Raw genomic sequence first — 16,555 nt, forward strand, 5'->3', positions numbered from 1 at the left:
GGATCGATAATGAGGAAGATACTGGTTTTATTTATTTTTTTTGCTGGTTTTGTTCTGCCGGGCTACGCAGAAGAGCAAGCAACGGATACCGATATTCTGACACTGGAATGGCTTGACCTCATCCCGGAACAGGAGAGAAATGTGTTGGGGGGAATGGGCCAGCCTGTCCCGCTTAACCACAGCGGTGATGCACCCGCCCAGTCGACCATAGGCAGTGTGCGTCCGGAACTGAATGGCAGTACCGTAAAAATTGCAGGATTTGTTATTCCTCTGGAAGGCGATGATAAAACCGTCACTGAGTTTCTTCTGGTCCCTTTTCTCGGAGCCTGCATCCACGTACCACCCCCACCGCCAAACCAGATTATCTATGTCCGGTTTAAAGACGGTGCCCCGATACAGCAGTTATGGGATGTCGTGTATATTATCGGTACCCTGAAAACCGAAGCCGTGAGCCATGACCTGGCTGAAGTCGGTTATGTCATCGAGGGAACGGCTCTGGAAGAGTACGAAGAATATTAATTTTGGTCTGATATCTGGCTTTTTTGTTTCATACCGCATACTGAGACAAATAAGCCAGTATACCGATATATAACATTAACAGAGCAGTCGTCGAAAGTTGTCGTCTCAGCTTGCGTCCGTGCGACCCAGTCATGATGTAAGTGTCTCCAAATTTAATGATTTCATTATCAATACAATCTGTCATTTACTCCCAATTGATCATACCGCTGTCAATTCATCGGGCATTTTACCACCACATTTGTTATGAATATTGACTAATAACAAATGTGCTGGTTAATTTTCGTTACAATTATGCAACACTTAGGTAGGACCAATAGTTGTCCATTTTATTTTTGGAATAAAGATCACGATATGTACTGTGTATAGCCCCCAAACTCAGAGAATATCAACCCGATTTAGTGGCTAATTGCCTGTTTTAAGGGTACATTGCTATTCAAATCGGTAATACAGGATGACACCCGATGGCGGACCAAAAACGCAAACCTGTGACAATAGATCAGACCGACTCCCCGAAACAGTCACAACATAGCAAACGGAAATCCAGCTATATCAAAGACAGTGCCAGTAAGGTAACGTATATAGCAGAAACCTATGGACTGGATGCCCTTCTGAGAAAGACATCTCCGGAAAACTCCCTGTTGGACAGAGCTCTCAGAAGAGAAAAGCAACGCCGGGAACAACGGCAGAAAAACCTCGAGCAGATAATAAAATTATCTTTTTCCAGCTGTAAAGATGAGACCGCCGGCGATCCGGATCAGGATTGGTTGTACCGCTTCTTTGATATGGCTCAGGATATTCACAATGCCTCAATGCAAAGGTTATGGGCACAGGTTTTAAAGCTGGAGGTCACCAACCCGGGATCCACCTCAATGAAGGCTCTACAGGTTCTGAAGGATATGACGCCCAAAGAAGCGCATAACCTGCAACGTGCGGCGGCACTAGCCTGTAGTTTTGGTCATGATCACAGTAAAAAGCTGCTGCTTGGCTTCAGAACGCCAGCAGGAATTTTCAGCCTGAACCGCCGGGATAAAACCAACACGGTAAATTTGGGTAATTATCAGTTACCTTATTCCAGCCTGCTGCTGTTGACCGAACTGGGACTGATTCTTGGCACTGAGTTAGAATCAGGTGAAATCGATTTTGAACCCGCTTTAGCCCTGGATTACCAGGGGAAAACCTTGTCTCTGCAACCTATGAGCAAAGGCACCCGGTTGATTTATTACCGCTTTAGCCCTACCGGCAATGAACTGTGCAGGCTACTCGGAAATAAGCCGAACATGAAATACTACGACCAACTGGTGGCGCTGCTGGGCCAGAAATTCATTCTGCATACAGAAGTGACTCATTCGGTTGATCATATCGTATAAATACCAGGGCGCGCCCTAGCTACTTACTGCGACCAAACCCGCCATCAGACAGACGAAAGAACATGACTGATGCCCCATTTTTTTCCAGTTGCAGGATGTCGAGTTGTCCCTGAGCCGTCAATTTGTAGCGAATCAGTTGCCCGGCCTGAATTTTACTCAATGGCTTATCCAGACCTTCAATTTTGACCAGCTCATTCAAATCCGACATAGAAAGTTCGTTCGCACGAAAGACTTTGGCCAGCGTATCACCCGTTTGAACCGTATACTCTTTCCAAGAGCCGTTTCTGGTGACCACGCGTTTGGCAGGTAGATCACCGCTATCCACCTGAGTGCCTGGAGACTGAGAGGTCTCCAGGGTATTCGGCTGCTCACTCAGACTGGTTGTATTCACACTGACTTCCACTCTGGAAGGTGTGTCTGGCTCATATTCGGGTTCGGGTTCTGGTTCTGGCTCGGGAACAGGAATCACAAACAATATCAGCAAAACAGGGATCAGGACGAGTAAAGCCCGCCGGTGAAATGTCGGTAAATTGTGCCAGAATGTCAACTTATCTGCCGTCAATCGTGTAAAGTCGGCCTGTTTCAGGCGATTAATCAATTCTTCCCAAGGACTGCTCTGCTTTTTTTTACGGTTTCGACGGTTCATCGACACGGATTCCTTTATTCGACTCAGACTGACACGGTTATCAATTTTCCCATAAGGATGGCCGGGATTTCAATTCCGGCAAGCTCACAGTAAACATAGTAAAGTACGGCGGTTTCTTCATTGCCATATAACTGTTATTCTGTCGCCTTTATTCAGCAAAATAAAGAGAGACATCATGTCTGACATCAAATTAGAAACTGTAGAGCAAAAAGCGAGCTATGGTATTGGTCTGCAAATGGGCCAGCAACTTGCAGGTAGCGGTCTGGAAGGACTGAACGTTGATGCGATTGCAAAAGGCATCGCAACTGCACTGTCTGGCGATATGCCTGAGATTGCCGTTGATGATATCAACGCAGCACTGCAAGAAATCCATACCCGTGCTGAAGCAGCACGCGCTGAAGCAGCAAAAGCAGCGGCAGCAGATGGTGAAGCTTTCCTGAAAGATAATGCACTACGTCCAGAAGTGACTGTTCTTGATTCTGGTCTTCAGTACGAAGTACTGACCGAAGGTACTGGTGAGAAACCAACTGCCGACAACCAGGTTCGTGTTCATTACCACGGTGAGCTAACTGACGGTACTGTATTTGACAGCTCTGTTGCTCGTAACCAACCAGCTGAATTCCCGGTAACTGGCGTAATTAAAGGCTGGGTAGAAGCCCTTCAGATGATGCCTGTTGGCTCTAAATGGAAACTATACGTACCACACGATCTGGCTTACGGCGAGCGTGGTGCCGGTGCTGCAATCCCTCCTTTTGCGGCCCTTGTATTCGAAGTTGAGCTTCTGGATATTCTTTAATTCTGACCATTGGCTGACACACCGTCTGCCATTGAGAACTATGCTAAAAGCGGCGCAACAGCGTCGCTTTTTTGTTTTTCCTCTTATAATAAAAACACCATAAGCGAATTAAGATACGCTCAGCAATAAGGAAGACACTCATGAAAACAGGACTCTCAGTTTTTACATTATCCCTTCTTTTAACTACTACGCCCAGCTATGCCCTTTTTGGTTTCGGTGACTCTGATGATTCTGATAACCAGATAAACACGGAATCACTCACCTCTCTGGCAAGCGGACTAACCAGCCAGGTTGTGGCACAAAATGACTCCCCTATTGTCAGCGCACTGACCGGAGCTCTGGATGTCACACCCTCTCAGGCCACAGGTGGCGCAGGTGCACTGCTCTCTCTCGCGTCCGGCTCATTATCCAGTTCAGAGAATTCGGAACTCGCCTCACTGATCCCCGGTATGGATAGCTTACAATCCTCAGTTCCCGGTCTCAGTAGTCTGAGTACCAGTATGGACGCCGTTAATACCATATTCGGTCAGTTAGGCATGGATTCCTCAATGGTCAGTCAGTTTGCCCCTATTATCCTGCAATACCTAACAGGCCAAGGAGCCTCCTCCGGGTTGCTGAGTTCACTAACGTCACTATGGCAATAAAAACACAACCGTGACTGAGCCCCTGATGTGGGCTTAGTCATTATGCAGCCTCTATTCTCTTGTTTCCTCTCTTCCCCTATGCGATTCTTTATCTTTTCCCATGGACGAGTATAAAACGAATGAAAGACGAAACTTTAGCCATCCATTTCGGTTATGAAACAGACCCGACAACCAAATCTGTAGCGACCCCCATTTACCAGACCGTTGCCTATGAGTTTGATAACGCTCAGCACGGAGCCGACCTGTTCAACCTGGAAGTACCGGGTAATATCTACACGCGCATTATGAACCCGACCAACGATGTGCTGGAAAAGCGTATGGCAGCGCTGGAAGGCGGTATCGCTGGCCTTGCTGTTAGTGCGGGAAGCTCTGCAATTCACTACGCCATTCTGACCCTTGCTCAAGCCGGTGACAATATTGTTTCCACCCCTCAGTTATACGGTGGCACCTATACCCTATTCGCGCATATGTTCCCGAATATGGGCATCGAAGTCCGTTTCGCTAAAGATGACAAGCCTGAAAGCCTGGCTGAGCTGATTGATGAGAAGACTAAGGCCGTATATTGCGAATCTATCGGTAACCCGGCGGGTAATATCATTGATTTGGAAAAAGTGGCAGAACTGGCTCACGCTCAGGGCGTTCCAGTTATTGTCGATAATACCGTCGCATCGCCGGCCGTTTGTAAGCCTATCGAATTTGGTGCTGATATCGTGGTTCATTCTCTGACAAAATACGTCGGTGGACATGGAAACAGCTTGGGTGGAATGATTATTGATTCAGGCAAATTCCCATGGGCGGAACACAAAGAGCGTTTCCCGACGATGAATAGTCCGGAACCTTCGTACCATGATGTTATCTATACCGAAGCCTTCGGTCCGGCAGCCTTTATCGGCCGCGCACGAACCGTGCCTCTGCGCAATACCGGCTCAGCCCTGTCGCCAATGAATGCCTTTCTGCTGATGCAGGGACTGGAAACCCTATCCCTACGGATGGAGCGTCATTGTGAAAATGCTATAAAAGTAGCTGAATTCCTGAAAAAACATGACAAGGTAAGCTGGGTAAGCTATGCCGGCCTTGAAGATTCAGAATTCTACCCGTTGGCACAGAAGTACATGAAAGGCAAACCGTCAGCGATTCTTTCTTTCGGTCTTAAAGACGGCTATGACGCGGGTGTGCGCTTCTACGATGCACTGAAAGTGTTTAAACGTCTGGTGAATATTGGTGATGCTAAATCACTGGCTTGTCACCCAGCTTCTACAACCCACCGTCAATTGACGGAAGAAGAGCAAAAGCAGGCTGGTGTAAGCCCTGAAATGATCCGTCTTTCTGTGGGTATCGAACATATCGACGATATTCTGGAAGATCTGGAACAAGCGCTGAACGCATAATCCGGAGACTAGAAACTAGAAACTAGAAACTAGAAAAGATGATAAAGCCCGCTGGTTTTAATAGACCGGCGGGCTTTTTAAGCTTTTGACACTTAGGGAAGGAGGATGAAGGCATAAGGGGTTATAGTCTCTAGTTTCTAGCCGCAAAGCGGTATAGCCTCTAGGCCTCTTGTTTCCTTTCTATAGACACAAAAAAGCCGAGCTTACGCTCGGCTTTTTTATTCTTACGAACTGACGATTACTCAGCAGCAGCTTCTTCAGATGCTTCTGGGCGATCTACAAGCTCAATGTAAGCCATTGGAGCTTTATCACCAGCGCGGAAACCGCACTTAAGGATACGTGTATAACCGCCCTGACGAGCAGCAAAACGTGGACCTAGTTCGTTAAATAGTTTTGCTACAACTTCGTTATCACGAGTGCGAGCAAATGCAAGACGACGGTTAGCAACACTGTCAGTCTTAGCTAGTGTAATCAAAGGCTCAACGACGCGGCGTAGTTCTTTTGCTTTTGGTAAAGTTGTCTTGATAACTTCGTGACGTACCAAAGAGCTAGCCATATTGCTGAACATCGCTTTGCGATGACTGCTGTTGCGGTTGAGTTGACGACCACTCTTACGATGGCGCATGACCTAATCCTTCTAACTAATTCGATTAATCTTCAGCGATAGATGCTGGCGGCCAGTTTTCCAGGCGCATGCCCAGAGACAGACCACGAGATGCAAGTACGTCCTTAATCTCAGTAAGTGATTTCTTACCAAGGTTAGGCGTCTTCAGAAGTTCAACTTCTGTACGCTGTACCAGATCACCGATGTAGTGAATCGCTTCTGCTTTCAGACAGTTAGCAGAGCGAACTGTTAGTTCAAGATCGTCTACAGGACGCAGTAGGATCGGATCGAATTCAGGCTTCTCTTCTTTCTCCTCAGGAACTCGTACATCACGTAGATCTACGAATGCATCCAGTTGTTCAGCAAGGATAGTTGCTGCACGACGGATAGCTTCCTCAGGTTCAAGAGTACCGTTGGTTTCCATATCGATAACCAGCTTGTCCAGGTCGGTACGCTGCTCAACACGAGCTGCTTCAACCGCGTAGGCAATTTTGTCTACTGGGCTGTAAGTAGCGTCGACAAGCAAACGACCAATTGGACGCTCATCTTCATCAGTATGGATACGGGCAGAAGACGGAACATAACCACGACCACGTTCTACTTTGATACGCATAGCGATCTCAGCATTATCATCTGTCAGGTGACAGATTACGTGATCCGGGTTAACGACCTCTACATCACCATCATGGGTGATGTCACCTGCAACAACAGGGCCTGAGCCTGACTTATTCAGTGTAATAAACACTTCATCTTTGCCTTCAGCCACACGTACAGCCAGACCTTTCAGGTTAAGAAGAATCTCAAGGATATCTTCCTGTACACCTTCTTTCGTACTGTACTCGTGTAGAACGCCTTCAATCTCGACTTCTGTTACGGCACAACCCGGCATAGAAGAAAGAAGAATACGACGAAGCGCGTTACCTAGAGTGTGACCGAAACCACGCTCTAACGGCTCTAGAGTTACTTTTGCGTGTGTCGTGTTAATCTGTTCGATATCAACAAGACGTGGCTTAAGAAATTCTGTTACAGAACCCTGCATTGTGTCCTCTCTTTAGTTTAAACCTTACTTAGAGTAAAGCTCGACGATCAGGTGTTCGTTGATGTCAGCAGACAGATCAGAACGTTCAGGCATACGCTTGAATGTACCTTCCATTTTGCCAGCATCTACTTCAATCCAAGTTGGTTTTTCGCGTTGTTCTGCAACTTCTAGAGCTGCTTTAACACGAGCTTGCTTTTTAGCTTTCTCGCGAATAGAAACAACATCGTCAGCCGCAACTTTGAATGAAGGAACGTTTACAACTTTACCGTTAACCAGGATAGCCTTGTGGCTAACTAGCTGACGTGCTTCTGCGCGAGTTGCACCAAAGCCCATGCGGTAAACTACGTTATCAAGACGACCTTCAAGAAGCTGAAGCAGGTTTTCACCTGTGTTGCCTTTCAGGCGTGCAGCATCTTTGTAGTAGTTACGGAATTGTTTTTCCAGTACGCCGTACATACGACGAACTTTTTGCTTCTCACGAAGCTGAACGCCATAGTCAGACAGACGGCCGCGACGAGCACCGTGTACGCCTGGAGCGTTATCGATTTTACACTTGGTATCGATCGCGCGAACACCAGACTTAAGGAATAAGTCAGTACCTTCGCGGCGACTAAGCTTCAGCTTAGGACCCAAATATCTTGCCATGTTTCTTCTCCAATCTTCCTAGAAACGAAACGTTATACGCGACGTTTCTTAGGTGGACGACAACCGTTATGAGGGATAGGAGTCGCATCAACAATGTTAGTGATGCGGTAACCTGCAGCATTCAGAGCGCGAATTGTTGATTCACGGCCTGGACCAGGACCCTTAACCATAACTTCCAGATTCTTCAGGCCATATTCTTTAGCCATTTCACCACAACGCTCAGCAGCAACCTGTGCAGCGAACGGAGTAGATTTACGAGAACCACGGAAACCAGAACCACCTGCAGTAGCCCAAGCTAAAGCGTTACCTTGACGGTCAGTAATGGTCACGATTGTATTGTTGAAAGAAGCATGAATGTGCGCTACGCCATCTGCTACTTGCTTGCGTACGCGCTTACGAGCGCGAGTTGGTTGTTTTGCCATTGTACTCTCTACCTTATCCGATTATTTCTTGATCGGCTTGCGCGGACCCTTACGGGTGCGAGCGTTGGTTTTAGTACGCTGTCCACGTAGTGGTAGACTGCGACGGTGACGAAGGCCACGGTAACAACCAAGGTCCATAAGACGCTTGATGTTCATTGACACTTCACGACGTAGATCGCCTTCCACGGTGTACTTGGCAACACCATCACGCAGTTGATCAATCTGCTCTTCAGTTAGTTCACTGATCTTAACATTCTCAGCAATGCCCACCTCAGCCAGGATAGCTTGAGAGCGAGTTTTACCGATACCGTAGATCGCAGTCAGTGCGATTACAGCATGTTTCTGATCAGGAATGTTAATGCCTGCTATACGGGCCACTATTCACTCCTAGTACTTTAATAAAGAATTATCCGCAGCAAAGCCCGTCGAGGATACGCTGCGGGATACTACTTCTTTTGCACGCAAAAGGTAGGCCGAGCAATATACTCGACCGACCTCTATATTTCAAGTAAAAATTTCTGCTTAATTAGCCTTGGCGCTGTTTGTGCTTTGGCTCACTGCAGATCACGCGAACAACACCGTTGCGCTTGATGATTTTGCAGTTACGGCAGATTTTTTTAACGGAAGCACGAACTTTCATTGCTAAACTCCGTAAATGAGAACCTGTCTATTGCCGCTAATTAGCGACCGTAGCCTTTCAGGTTCGCTTTTTTCAACACAGAATCATACTGTTGAGACATCAGATGAGTCTGTACCTGTGCCATAAAATCCATGATAACAACCACTACAATAAGCAGTGATGTACCACCGAAGTAGAAACGTACGTTCCACGCGGTCATCATGAATTGGGGAATCAGACAGATAAAGGTAATATAAAGCGCACCAGCAAGGGTTAGCCTTGTCATTACTTTATCAATGTACTTCGCCGTCTGTTCACCTGGGCGGATGCCGGGTACGAATGCACCAGACTTCTTCAGATTATCTGCTGTTTCACGAGGGTTAAATACCAACGCTGTATAGAAGAAACAGAAGAAAATAATTGCTGCTGCATAAAGCATTACATACAGAGGCTGACCAGGGCTAAGGGCCAAAGACACGTCAGTTAACCAACTGAACGCGCTGTCCTCACCACCGGAGTTACCAAACCACTGCGCCAGTGTTCCTGGGAACAGGATAATACTTGATGCAAAAATCGCTGGAATAACACCTGCCATATTAATTTTAAGAGGCAAATGCGTGCTTTGTGCTGCGAATACTTTACGACCTTGTTGACGCTTCGCGTAGTTTACAACGATACGACGCTGGCCACGCTCCATGAAAACAACGAAATAAATAACAGCAAAAGATAATACCGCAATTAACAACAGAAGAAGTACATGCAGTTCACCTTGGCGCGCTTGTTCGATGGTATTACCAATCGCTGAAGGCAACCCGGCAATGATACCCGAGAAAATAATCAGGGAAATACCATTACCAATTCCACGCTCAGTAATCTGTTCACCTAACCACATCAAAAACATGGTGCCGGTTACTAGACTGACGGTAGCAATCAGGGTAAACATGGTTTGGTCGATAACGACCAGATTAGAGACCATATTCGGTAAACCTGTTGCAATACCAATAGCTTGGAAAGTTGCTAATACAAGTGTGCCATAACGCGTATATTGGCTAATCTTACGACGCCCTGCTTCACCCTCTTTCTTGAGTTCAGCTAACGCGGGATGAACTACAGTCAACAGCTGGATAACAATAGATGCCGAAATATACGGCATGATACCCAGTGCAAATATAGATGCACGCGAAAGAGCACCACCAGAGAACATGTTAAACATTTCAATGATGGTACCTTTTTGCTGTTCGAACAAATCAGCAAGTACAGCTGCATCAATCCCAGGCAACGGTACAAAAGAACCGGCTCTGAATACTAATAACGCTACTACAACATAGAGTAAACGCGACTTTAATTCAGATAAGCCGCTCTGAGTACTACGAAAATCTTGTCCTGGTTTCTTAGCCATCTGTACCTGTACCTCGTTCCTCGAGATTATTCCTCGATTTTACCGCCTGCAGCTTCGATTGCAGCTTTAGCACCTTTAGTCACGCGTAGACCTTTAACAGTCACAGCTTTGCTAATTTCACCAGAAAGAACGATCTTAGCGAACTCGATGTTCTTAGTGATAACGTTAGCAGCTTTCAGGCTGTTCAGATCAACTACGTCACCTTCTACCTTCGCTAGCTCAGCTAGACGAACTTCAGCAGACACTAGGCTCTTACGAGAAGTGAAGCCGAATTTAGGCAGACGTTGTTTCAGAGGCATTTGACCACCTTCGAAACCTGGACGTACTTTACCGCCTGAACGAGACTTTTGACCCTTATGACCACGGCCACCTGTTTTACCAAGGCCTGAACCGATACCGCGACCTAGACGCTTCTTAGAAGGTTTAGAGCCAGCAGCCGGTGATAGAGTATTCAAACGCATTCTGATTACTCCTCAACTTTAACCATGTATTGAACTTTATTGACCATACCACGTACACATGGTGTGTCTTCAAGCTCAACAGTGTGGTTGATGCGACGAAGGCCTAGACCACGCAAAGTAGCTTTGTGCTTTGGTAGTCGACCGATTGAACTTTTAGTTTGAGTTACTTTAATAGTTGCCATGATCTTACTCCTGGATTTGCTCAACAGTTAGACCACGTTTAGCAGCAACCATCTCTGGAGATTTCATGCCACTCAAACCATCAATTGTCGCACGTACGATATTGATAGGGTTCGTAGAACCATATGCTTTAGAAAGTACGTTGTGAACACCTGCAACTTCAAGTACTGCACGCATCGCACCACCGGCGATGATACCTGTACCTTCTGCAGCTGGCTGCATGTAAACTTTTGAGCCAGTGTGACGACCTTTCACCGCGTGGTGAAGAGTACCGTCGTTAAGCGCAACAGTAACCATGTTACGACGCGCTTTTTCCATTGCTTTTTGAATAGCCGCTGGTACTTCACGAGCTTTGCCGTAACCGAAACCAACGCGACCATTACCATCACCAACTACAGTCAATGCAGTAAAAGTAAAGATTCGACCACCTTTAACCGTCTTAGATACACGGTTTACAGCGATCAACTTTTCTTGCAGATCTGTAGCTTGTGCTTGTGCTTGTTCTTTAGCCATCTTCCAAACCCTACCTTAGAATTTCAGACCAGCTTCGCGAGCAGCATCTGCCAGCGCAGCAACACGGCCGTGGTATTGGAAACCAGAACGATCGAATGCAACATCAGAAATGCCTTTTTCGATAGCGCGCTCAGCAATAGCTTTACCTACTGCTTTAGCTGCGTCAACGTTACCAGTATTTGTTACTTGCTCACGGATCGCTTTTTCTACAGTAGAAGCTGCTGCGATAACCTCAGAGCCATTCGCTGCAATAACCTGCGCGTACACATGACGAGGAGTACGGTGTACAACTAGGCGATTTACGCGAAGTTCTGCAATCTTACGACGTGCACGTGTAGCACGACGGATGCGAGATGCTTTCTTATCCATAGTGTTACCTTACTTCTTCTTAGCTTCTTTAGTACGCACATATTCATCTGCGTAACGAACACCTTTACCTTTATAAGGCTCAGGCTCCCGGTAAGAACGAATGTCAGCCGCAACCTGACCAACTACTTGCTTGTCACAACCAGTGATCACGATTTCAGTTTGGCTTGGACATTCAGCTTTAACACCCTCTGGAAGCGCATGCTCAACAGGGTGAGAGAAGCCCAGTGTCAGAGAAACAGCGTTGCCTTTAACAGCAGCACGGTAACCAACACCTTTCAATGTAAGCTTCTTAGTAAAGCCTTCAGTAACGCCAACAACCATGTTGTTTACTAGTGCACGTGCAGTACCTGCTTGTGCCCAAGCGTTAGCAACACCTTCTTTAGGACCAAAAGTAAGGTTGTTTTCTTCCTGTGCAACGACTACCGCTTCGTTAAGAACGCGAGATAGTTCGCCTTTTGCACCTTTAACGGTAACTTCTTGGCCGTTTAATTTCACCTCAACGCCAGCTGGAATAGCGACAGGTGCTTTAGCAACACGAGACATATTCTACTCCTATTACGCTACGTAGGCGATAATTTCACCACCAAGACCGGCTTTACGTGCAGCACGATCGGTCATAAGACCTTTGGAAGTGGATACCACAGCAATACCAAGACCGCCCATCACTGATGGCAGCTCGTCTTTTTTCTTGTAGACGCGCAGACCAGGACGTGAAACACGTTGGATTTGCTCAATTACTGGTTTAGCCTGGAAGTACTTAAGAGTCACTTCCAGTTCTGGTTTGGTTTCGCCTTCAACAGCGAAATCAGCGATATAACCTTCAGCTTTTAGCAAAGTAGCGATTGCAACTTTAAGCTTTGAAGAAGGCATTTTAACAGCAACTTTGTTTGCTGCCTGACCGTTACGAAGACGGGTCAGCATATCCGAAATCGGATCTTGCATGCTCATAGATTTCTCTCCAAATGATTAAGTGGCAATTATTACCAGCTAGCCTTACGAAGACCCGGGATCTCGCCTTTCATGCAAGATTCACGAACCTTAATACGGCACAGACCGAACTTACGCAGGTAACCGTGTGGACGACCAGTTTGGTTGCAACGGTTGCGCTGACGTGATGCACTTGAATCACGAGGAAGATCTTGCAGCTTAAGCACTGCGTTCCAACGTTCTTCTTCAGATGCGTTAACATCGCTGATGATAGCTTTTAGTGCTGCACGCTTTTCAGCGTATTTAGCAACTAGCTTTGCACGCTTTGCTTCACGTGCCTTCATTGATTCTTTAGCCATAACAGTAACCCTTCACCTTACTTACGGAATGGGAAGTTAAAGGCAGCCAGCAGAGCACGGCCTTCCTCATCGTTTGCAGCAGACGTCGTGATAGTGACATCAAGACCGCGCACACGATCGACTTTATCGTAGTCGATTTCCGGGAAGATGATTTGCTCGCGAACGCCCATGCTGTAGTTACCGCGTCCGTCAAAAGACTTAGCGCTAACACCACGGAAGTCACGTACACGTGGAAGAGCGATTGAAATCAGACGCTCAAGAAAATCCCACATACGTTCGCCACGCAAGGTTACTTTACAACCAATTGGGTAGCCTTCACGAATTTTGAAACCTGCAACAGATTTACGCGCTTTAGTGATAAGTGGCTTTTGACCAGAAATGATCGCCATATCAGCAGCTGCGTTTTCTAGCAGTTTCTTATCGTTGATGGCTTCACCAACGCCCATGTTTAGGGTGATTTTTTCAATCCTAGGGACTTGCATGACGCTTGAGTAACCGAACTGTTTGGTCAGTTCAGCAACTACAGACGACTTGTAGTAATCATGCAGTTTCGCCATAGTAGAACTCCAAATTACTTCTATTAGTTAGAAATGGTTTCGCCGTTAGACTTAAAGAAACGAACTTTCTTACCATCTTCGATACGGAAACCTACACGGTCTGCTTTGCCAGTAGCCGCATTGAAAATTGCAACGTTAGAAGCATCAATAGCTGCTTCTTGTTCAACGATGCCACCTTGTACGCCAAGAGCCGGTACAGGCTTCTGGTGTTTCTTAACAAGGTTGATACCTTCAACGATAACTTTACCGGTTGTCAGAACCTTAGTTACTTTACCTTTCTTGCCTTTGTCTTTACCAGCAAGAACGATTACTTCGTCATTACGACGGATTTTAGCTGCCATTGTTTGCCGCTCCTTACAGAACTTCTGGAGCCAGTGAAACAATCTTCATGAATTTCGCGTTACGAAGTTCACGAGTCACTGGACCAAAGATACGTGTGCCGACTGGTTGCTCAGTAGTGTCGTTCAACAATACGCAAGCATTACGGTCGAAGCGAATGACAGAACCGTCAGGGCGACGTACGCCTTTACGGGTGCGCACTACAACCGCCTTCAGGACATCACCTTTCTTAACTTTACCGCGAGGAATCGCTTCCTTAACAGTAACTTTGATGATATCACCGATGTGTGCATAACGGCGGTGTGAGCCACCCAGAACCTTAATACACATCACTCTGCGAGCGCCGGAGTTATCCGCGGCTTCGAGTGTGCTTTGCATTTGGATCATGTTAGTGCTCCGCTAAATATTATAAAACTAGACCCTCTCGGGTCGGGCTGCCTTTTATAAGGGCTGCGAATTGTACCACCCTTTTTTTAAATTGGGTAGACAAAAAACAAGCGGCTCCAAAAAAAATTTGGAGCCGCTTCGGTTGTTGTATCTAAAGGAAAATTAGCTTTTCGCTTTTTCTACAACGCGTACCAGTGTCCAAGACTTAGTCTTAGACAGTGGACGACATTCACGAACTTCAACAGTGTCGCCAATGCCACACTCGTTGTTTTCGTCATGTACATGTAGTTTAGTCGTACGTTTTACGAATTTCCCGTAGATAGGGTGCTTCACGAAACGTGCGATTGCAACAGTGATAGACTTGTCCATCTTGTCGCTAACTACACGACCTTGCTGAGTACGAATTTTGTCGCTCATTATGCGCCTGCCTTCTCATTCAAAACAGTTTTCACACGTGCGATATCACGGCGTACAGCTTTCAGAGTATGAGTTTGCTGTAGTTGACCAGTTGCACTCTGCATACGCAGATTGAACTGCTCGCGCAGCAAGTTCATTAGCTCTTCGTTAAGCTCTTCAACGCTTTTTTCGCGTAGATCTTGTGCTTTCATCACATCACCTGCTTGGTTACAAATGTTGTTTTGATTGGCAGTTTACGTGCCGCTAGGCGGAACGCTTCACGTGCCAACTCTTCAGGTACACCACCCATTTCGTACATAACCTTACCAGGTTGGATTTGGGCTACCCAGTACTCAACGTTACCTTTACCCTTACCCTGACGAACTTCTAGTGGTTTTTCAGTGATAGGCTTATCTGGGAAAATACGAATCCAGATTTGACCTTGACGCTTAACGTGACGCGTCATCGCACGACGAGCCGCTTCGATCTGACGAGCAGTGATACGACCACGGCCAACAGCTTTAAGGCCGTAAGTACCAAAACTTACGTCTGTACCTTTAGCAAGACCACGGTTGCGACCAGTCTGAACCTTACGGAATTTAGTACGTTTAGGTTGTAGCATCAGTCGACTCCTTATTTACGGCCTTTACGCTGCTTCTTAGGCTTATCGCCTTTTGGCTCTACTGCGTTAGCAGCTGGCATACCGCCCAGAATCTCACCTTTGAAGATCCAAACTTTAATGCCGATCACACCGTACTGGGTGTGAGCCGAAGAAGTTGCGTAATCAATGTCAGCACGTAGTGTGTGTAGAGGCACACGGCCTTCACGGTACCATTCAGTACGCGCGATTTCAGCACCGCCTAGACGGCCGCTTACTTCAACCTTGATACCCTTAGCACCCAGACGCATTGCGTTTTGTACTGCACGCTTCATAGCGCGACGGAACATAACACGACGCTCTAGCTGAGACGCGATGCTATCAGCCACTAATTGACCGTCTAGCTCAGGCTTACGTACTTCAGCGATGTTAATTTGCGCTGGTACACCTGCAAGTTTAGCTACAGCTGTGCGTAGCTTCTCTACGTCTTCACCTTTCTTACCGATAACAACACCTGGACGAGCAGTGTGAATAGTCACACGGATGCTCTTAGCAGGACGTTCGATAACGATGCGTGATAGAGACGCTTTTTGTAGTTCCTTAGTTAGGAACTGACGTACCTTGAAGTCGCCGTCTAGGTTGTCAGCGAATTCTTTGGTGTTAGCAAACCATGTAGCATTCCAAGGCTTAACGATGCCAAGACGAATACCATTTGGATGTACTTTCTGACCCATTGCTTACTCTCCTAGTCTCAAGCGTCTGCTACAACAACAGTGATGTGGCTAGAACGCTTCAAGATACGATCCGCACGGCCTTTAGCACGAGGCATAATACGCTTCATGATTGGGCCTTCATCTACGAAGATCTTAGCAACATTAAGATCGTCGATATCTGCACCTTCGTTGTGTTCTGCGTTAGCGATTGCTGACTCTAGAACTTTCTTAACCAGTGCAGCAGCTTTTTTGTTGCTGAAAGTCAGAATTTCTAGAGCTTGGTCAACAGATTTACCACGAATTTGATCTGCAACTAAGCGAGCTTTCTGTGGAGAAATACGAGCAAAGTTATGTTTAGCGATAGCTTCCATTATCTACTCCTTATTTCTTCTTAGCTTTCTTATCCGCAGCGTGGCCACGGTAAGTGCGAGTTGGTGCAAATTCACCCAGTTTGTGACCGATCATTTCTTCGGTTACGAATACTGGAACGTGCTGACGACCATTATGGACAGCGATGGTCAAACCGATCATCGTAGGAATGATCATTGAGCGACGGGACCAAGTCTTAATAGGCTTCTTGTCTCCGCTTTCCACCGCTTTCTCTACCTTCTTCAGCAAGTGTAGGTCAATAAAAGGACCTTTCTTGAGAGAACGTGGCATGGCTTATC

General features: G+C 46.6%; 29 protein-coding genes. 5 read left to right on the forward strand and 24 right to left on the reverse strand.

The features are described 5' to 3' along the window. Window positions 1–9 precede the first annotated feature (9 nt). Together DI392_RS09255 and DI392_RS09260 are read left to right on the forward strand one after the other, a co-directional pair. Complete coding sequence (locus DI392_RS09255; RefSeq protein WP_109319630.1) at window positions 10–519, forward strand: DUF3299 domain-containing protein; 510 nt, start codon at window positions 10–12, stop codon at window positions 517–519. Between the two features lie 461 nt (window positions 520–980). Next, entirely contained in the window at window positions 981–1,886 is a 906-nt protein-coding gene (locus DI392_RS09260; RefSeq protein ID WP_109319631.1) for a TIGR03899 family protein, read from the forward strand. A gap of 19 nt (window positions 1,887–1,905) precedes the next feature. On the opposite strand, the gene DI392_RS09265 is transcribed toward DI392_RS09260, so the two are convergent. Then, a complete protein-coding gene (locus DI392_RS09265) occupies window positions 1,906–2,532 on the reverse strand; it encodes a LysM-like peptidoglycan-binding domain-containing protein (protein ID WP_109319632.1) in 627 nt (208 codons plus the stop codon). A gap of 175 nt (window positions 2,533–2,707) precedes the next feature. On the opposite strand from DI392_RS09265, the gene bamJ reads away from it, so the two are divergent. The 3 genes from bamJ (at window position 2,708) to DI392_RS09280 (ending at window position 5,360) form a co-directional block, all read left to right on the forward strand. Continuing rightward, the gene (gene bamJ / locus DI392_RS09270; protein ID WP_109319633.1) at window positions 2,708–3,328 is read left to right on the forward strand and encodes a BamJ family beta-barrel-assembly machinery protein; all 621 of its coding nucleotides are present in this window, start codon (window positions 2,708–2,710) and stop codon (window positions 3,326–3,328) included. 140 nt (window positions 3,329–3,468) lie between these two features. Beyond that, window positions 3,469–3,972, forward strand: a complete 504-nt coding sequence (locus DI392_RS09275) for a DUF2780 domain-containing protein (RefSeq protein WP_109319634.1) — start codon at window positions 3,469–3,471, stop codon at window positions 3,970–3,972. A 119-nt stretch (window positions 3,973–4,091) separates the two neighbouring features. Then, on the forward strand, window positions 4,092–5,360 hold the full coding sequence (locus DI392_RS09280) for an O-acetylhomoserine aminocarboxypropyltransferase/cysteine synthase family protein (protein ID WP_109319635.1): 1,269 nt from the start codon (window positions 4,092–4,094) through the stop codon (window positions 5,358–5,360). 238 nt (window positions 5,361–5,598) lie between these two features. On the opposite strand, the gene rplQ is transcribed toward DI392_RS09280, so the two are convergent. From rplQ to rpsS, 23 genes are all read right to left on the reverse strand, one after another. Beyond that, the gene (gene rplQ, locus DI392_RS09285) at window positions 5,599–5,985 is read right to left on the reverse strand and encodes a 50S ribosomal protein L17 (protein ID WP_100800718.1); all 387 of its coding nucleotides are present in this window, start codon (window positions 5,983–5,985) and stop codon (window positions 5,599–5,601) included. A gap of 25 nt (window positions 5,986–6,010) precedes the next feature. Then, window positions 6,011–7,003, reverse strand: coding sequence for a DNA-directed RNA polymerase subunit alpha (locus DI392_RS09290; protein WP_109319636.1), 993 nt, complete (start codon window positions 7,001–7,003; stop codon window positions 6,011–6,013). Between the two features lie 24 nt (window positions 7,004–7,027). Beyond that, complete coding sequence (gene rpsD / locus DI392_RS09295) at window positions 7,028–7,648, reverse strand: 30S ribosomal protein S4 (RefSeq protein WP_109319637.1); 621 nt, start codon at window positions 7,646–7,648, stop codon at window positions 7,028–7,030. 32 nt (window positions 7,649–7,680) lie between these two features. Continuing rightward, window positions 7,681–8,070, reverse strand: coding sequence for a 30S ribosomal protein S11 (rpsK, locus tag DI392_RS09300; protein ID WP_102523187.1), 390 nt, complete (start codon window positions 8,068–8,070; stop codon window positions 7,681–7,683). Between the two features lie 21 nt (window positions 8,071–8,091). Then, window positions 8,092–8,448 (reverse strand): 30S ribosomal protein S13, encoded by a 357-nt coding sequence (gene rpsM / locus DI392_RS09305; RefSeq protein ID WP_005383154.1) that lies wholly within the window; start codon window positions 8,446–8,448, stop codon window positions 8,092–8,094. 148 nt (window positions 8,449–8,596) lie between these two features. Further along, complete coding sequence (rpmJ, locus tag DI392_RS09310) at window positions 8,597–8,710, reverse strand: 50S ribosomal protein L36 (RefSeq protein WP_039969906.1); 114 nt, start codon at window positions 8,708–8,710, stop codon at window positions 8,597–8,599. Between the two features lie 40 nt (window positions 8,711–8,750). Beyond that, window positions 8,751–10,088: a preprotein translocase subunit SecY gene (gene secY / locus DI392_RS09315; protein ID WP_109319638.1), complete on the reverse strand. Its 1,338-nt coding sequence runs from the start codon at window positions 10,086–10,088 to the stop codon at window positions 8,751–8,753. Between the two features lie 26 nt (window positions 10,089–10,114). Continuing rightward, window positions 10,115–10,549 carry a 50S ribosomal protein L15 gene (gene rplO, locus DI392_RS09320; RefSeq protein ID WP_109319639.1) on the reverse strand — a complete coding sequence of 145 codons (435 nt, stop codon included), beginning with the start codon at window positions 10,547–10,549 and terminating at the stop codon, window positions 10,115–10,117. Window positions 10,550–10,554: 5 nt separating this feature from the next. Next, entirely contained in the window at window positions 10,555–10,734 is a 180-nt protein-coding gene (rpmD, locus tag DI392_RS09325; RefSeq protein ID WP_219930896.1) for a 50S ribosomal protein L30, read from the reverse strand. A 1-nt stretch (window position 10,735) separates the two neighbouring features. Continuing rightward, window positions 10,736–11,242: a 30S ribosomal protein S5 gene (gene rpsE, locus DI392_RS09330; protein WP_109319641.1), complete on the reverse strand. Its 507-nt coding sequence runs from the start codon at window positions 11,240–11,242 to the stop codon at window positions 10,736–10,738. A gap of 15 nt (window positions 11,243–11,257) precedes the next feature. Further along, window positions 11,258–11,611, reverse strand: coding sequence for a 50S ribosomal protein L18 (gene rplR, locus DI392_RS09335; RefSeq protein ID WP_109319642.1), 354 nt, complete (start codon window positions 11,609–11,611; stop codon window positions 11,258–11,260). Between the two features lie 9 nt (window positions 11,612–11,620). After that, window positions 11,621–12,154, reverse strand: a complete 534-nt coding sequence (rplF, locus tag DI392_RS09340) for a 50S ribosomal protein L6 (protein ID WP_109319643.1) — start codon at window positions 12,152–12,154, stop codon at window positions 11,621–11,623. Window positions 12,155–12,166: 12 nt separating this feature from the next. Beyond that, entirely contained in the window at window positions 12,167–12,559 is a 393-nt protein-coding gene (gene rpsH / locus DI392_RS09345) for a 30S ribosomal protein S8 (RefSeq protein WP_109319644.1), read from the reverse strand. 32 nt (window positions 12,560–12,591) lie between these two features. Further along, window positions 12,592–12,897, reverse strand: a complete 306-nt coding sequence (gene rpsN, locus DI392_RS09350) for a 30S ribosomal protein S14 (protein ID WP_109319645.1) — start codon at window positions 12,895–12,897, stop codon at window positions 12,592–12,594. A gap of 17 nt (window positions 12,898–12,914) precedes the next feature. Further along, the gene (gene rplE, locus DI392_RS09355; protein ID WP_109319646.1) at window positions 12,915–13,454 is read right to left on the reverse strand and encodes a 50S ribosomal protein L5; all 540 of its coding nucleotides are present in this window, start codon (window positions 13,452–13,454) and stop codon (window positions 12,915–12,917) included. A 23-nt stretch (window positions 13,455–13,477) separates the two neighbouring features. Then, window positions 13,478–13,795: a 50S ribosomal protein L24 gene (gene rplX / locus DI392_RS09360; protein ID WP_109319647.1), complete on the reverse strand. Its 318-nt coding sequence runs from the start codon at window positions 13,793–13,795 to the stop codon at window positions 13,478–13,480. A gap of 13 nt (window positions 13,796–13,808) precedes the next feature. Further along, window positions 13,809–14,180 (reverse strand): 50S ribosomal protein L14, encoded by a 372-nt coding sequence (gene rplN / locus DI392_RS09365; RefSeq protein ID WP_109319648.1) that lies wholly within the window; start codon window positions 14,178–14,180, stop codon window positions 13,809–13,811. 162 nt (window positions 14,181–14,342) lie between these two features. Then, window positions 14,343–14,597, reverse strand: coding sequence for a 30S ribosomal protein S17 (gene rpsQ, locus DI392_RS09370; protein ID WP_109319649.1), 255 nt, complete (start codon window positions 14,595–14,597; stop codon window positions 14,343–14,345). Next, entirely contained in the window at window positions 14,597–14,788 is a 192-nt protein-coding gene (gene rpmC / locus DI392_RS09375; protein WP_109319650.1) for a 50S ribosomal protein L29, read from the reverse strand. The genes rpsQ and rpmC overlap by 1 nt, the downstream gene beginning before the upstream one ends. Next, window positions 14,788–15,198: a 50S ribosomal protein L16 gene (gene rplP, locus DI392_RS09380; protein WP_109319651.1), complete on the reverse strand. Its 411-nt coding sequence runs from the start codon at window positions 15,196–15,198 to the stop codon at window positions 14,788–14,790. Before rplP ends, rpmC begins: the two co-directional genes overlap by 1 nt. An 11-nt stretch (window positions 15,199–15,209) precedes the next feature. Then, window positions 15,210–15,908, reverse strand: coding sequence for a 30S ribosomal protein S3 (gene rpsC / locus DI392_RS09385; protein ID WP_109319652.1), 699 nt, complete (start codon window positions 15,906–15,908; stop codon window positions 15,210–15,212). 17 nt (window positions 15,909–15,925) lie between these two features. After that, window positions 15,926–16,258, reverse strand: coding sequence for a 50S ribosomal protein L22 (gene rplV / locus DI392_RS09390; protein ID WP_109319653.1), 333 nt, complete (start codon window positions 16,256–16,258; stop codon window positions 15,926–15,928). A gap of 10 nt (window positions 16,259–16,268) precedes the next feature. Continuing rightward, window positions 16,269–16,547, reverse strand: a complete 279-nt coding sequence (gene rpsS / locus DI392_RS09395) for a 30S ribosomal protein S19 (RefSeq protein WP_004736729.1) — start codon at window positions 16,545–16,547, stop codon at window positions 16,269–16,271. Between the last annotated feature and the right edge of the window lie 8 nt (window positions 16,548–16,555).

Source organism: Vibrio albus (assembly GCF_003144035.1).
In the GTDB taxonomy this organism is placed as follows: domain Bacteria; phylum Pseudomonadota; class Gammaproteobacteria; order Enterobacterales; family Vibrionaceae; genus Vibrio; species Vibrio albus.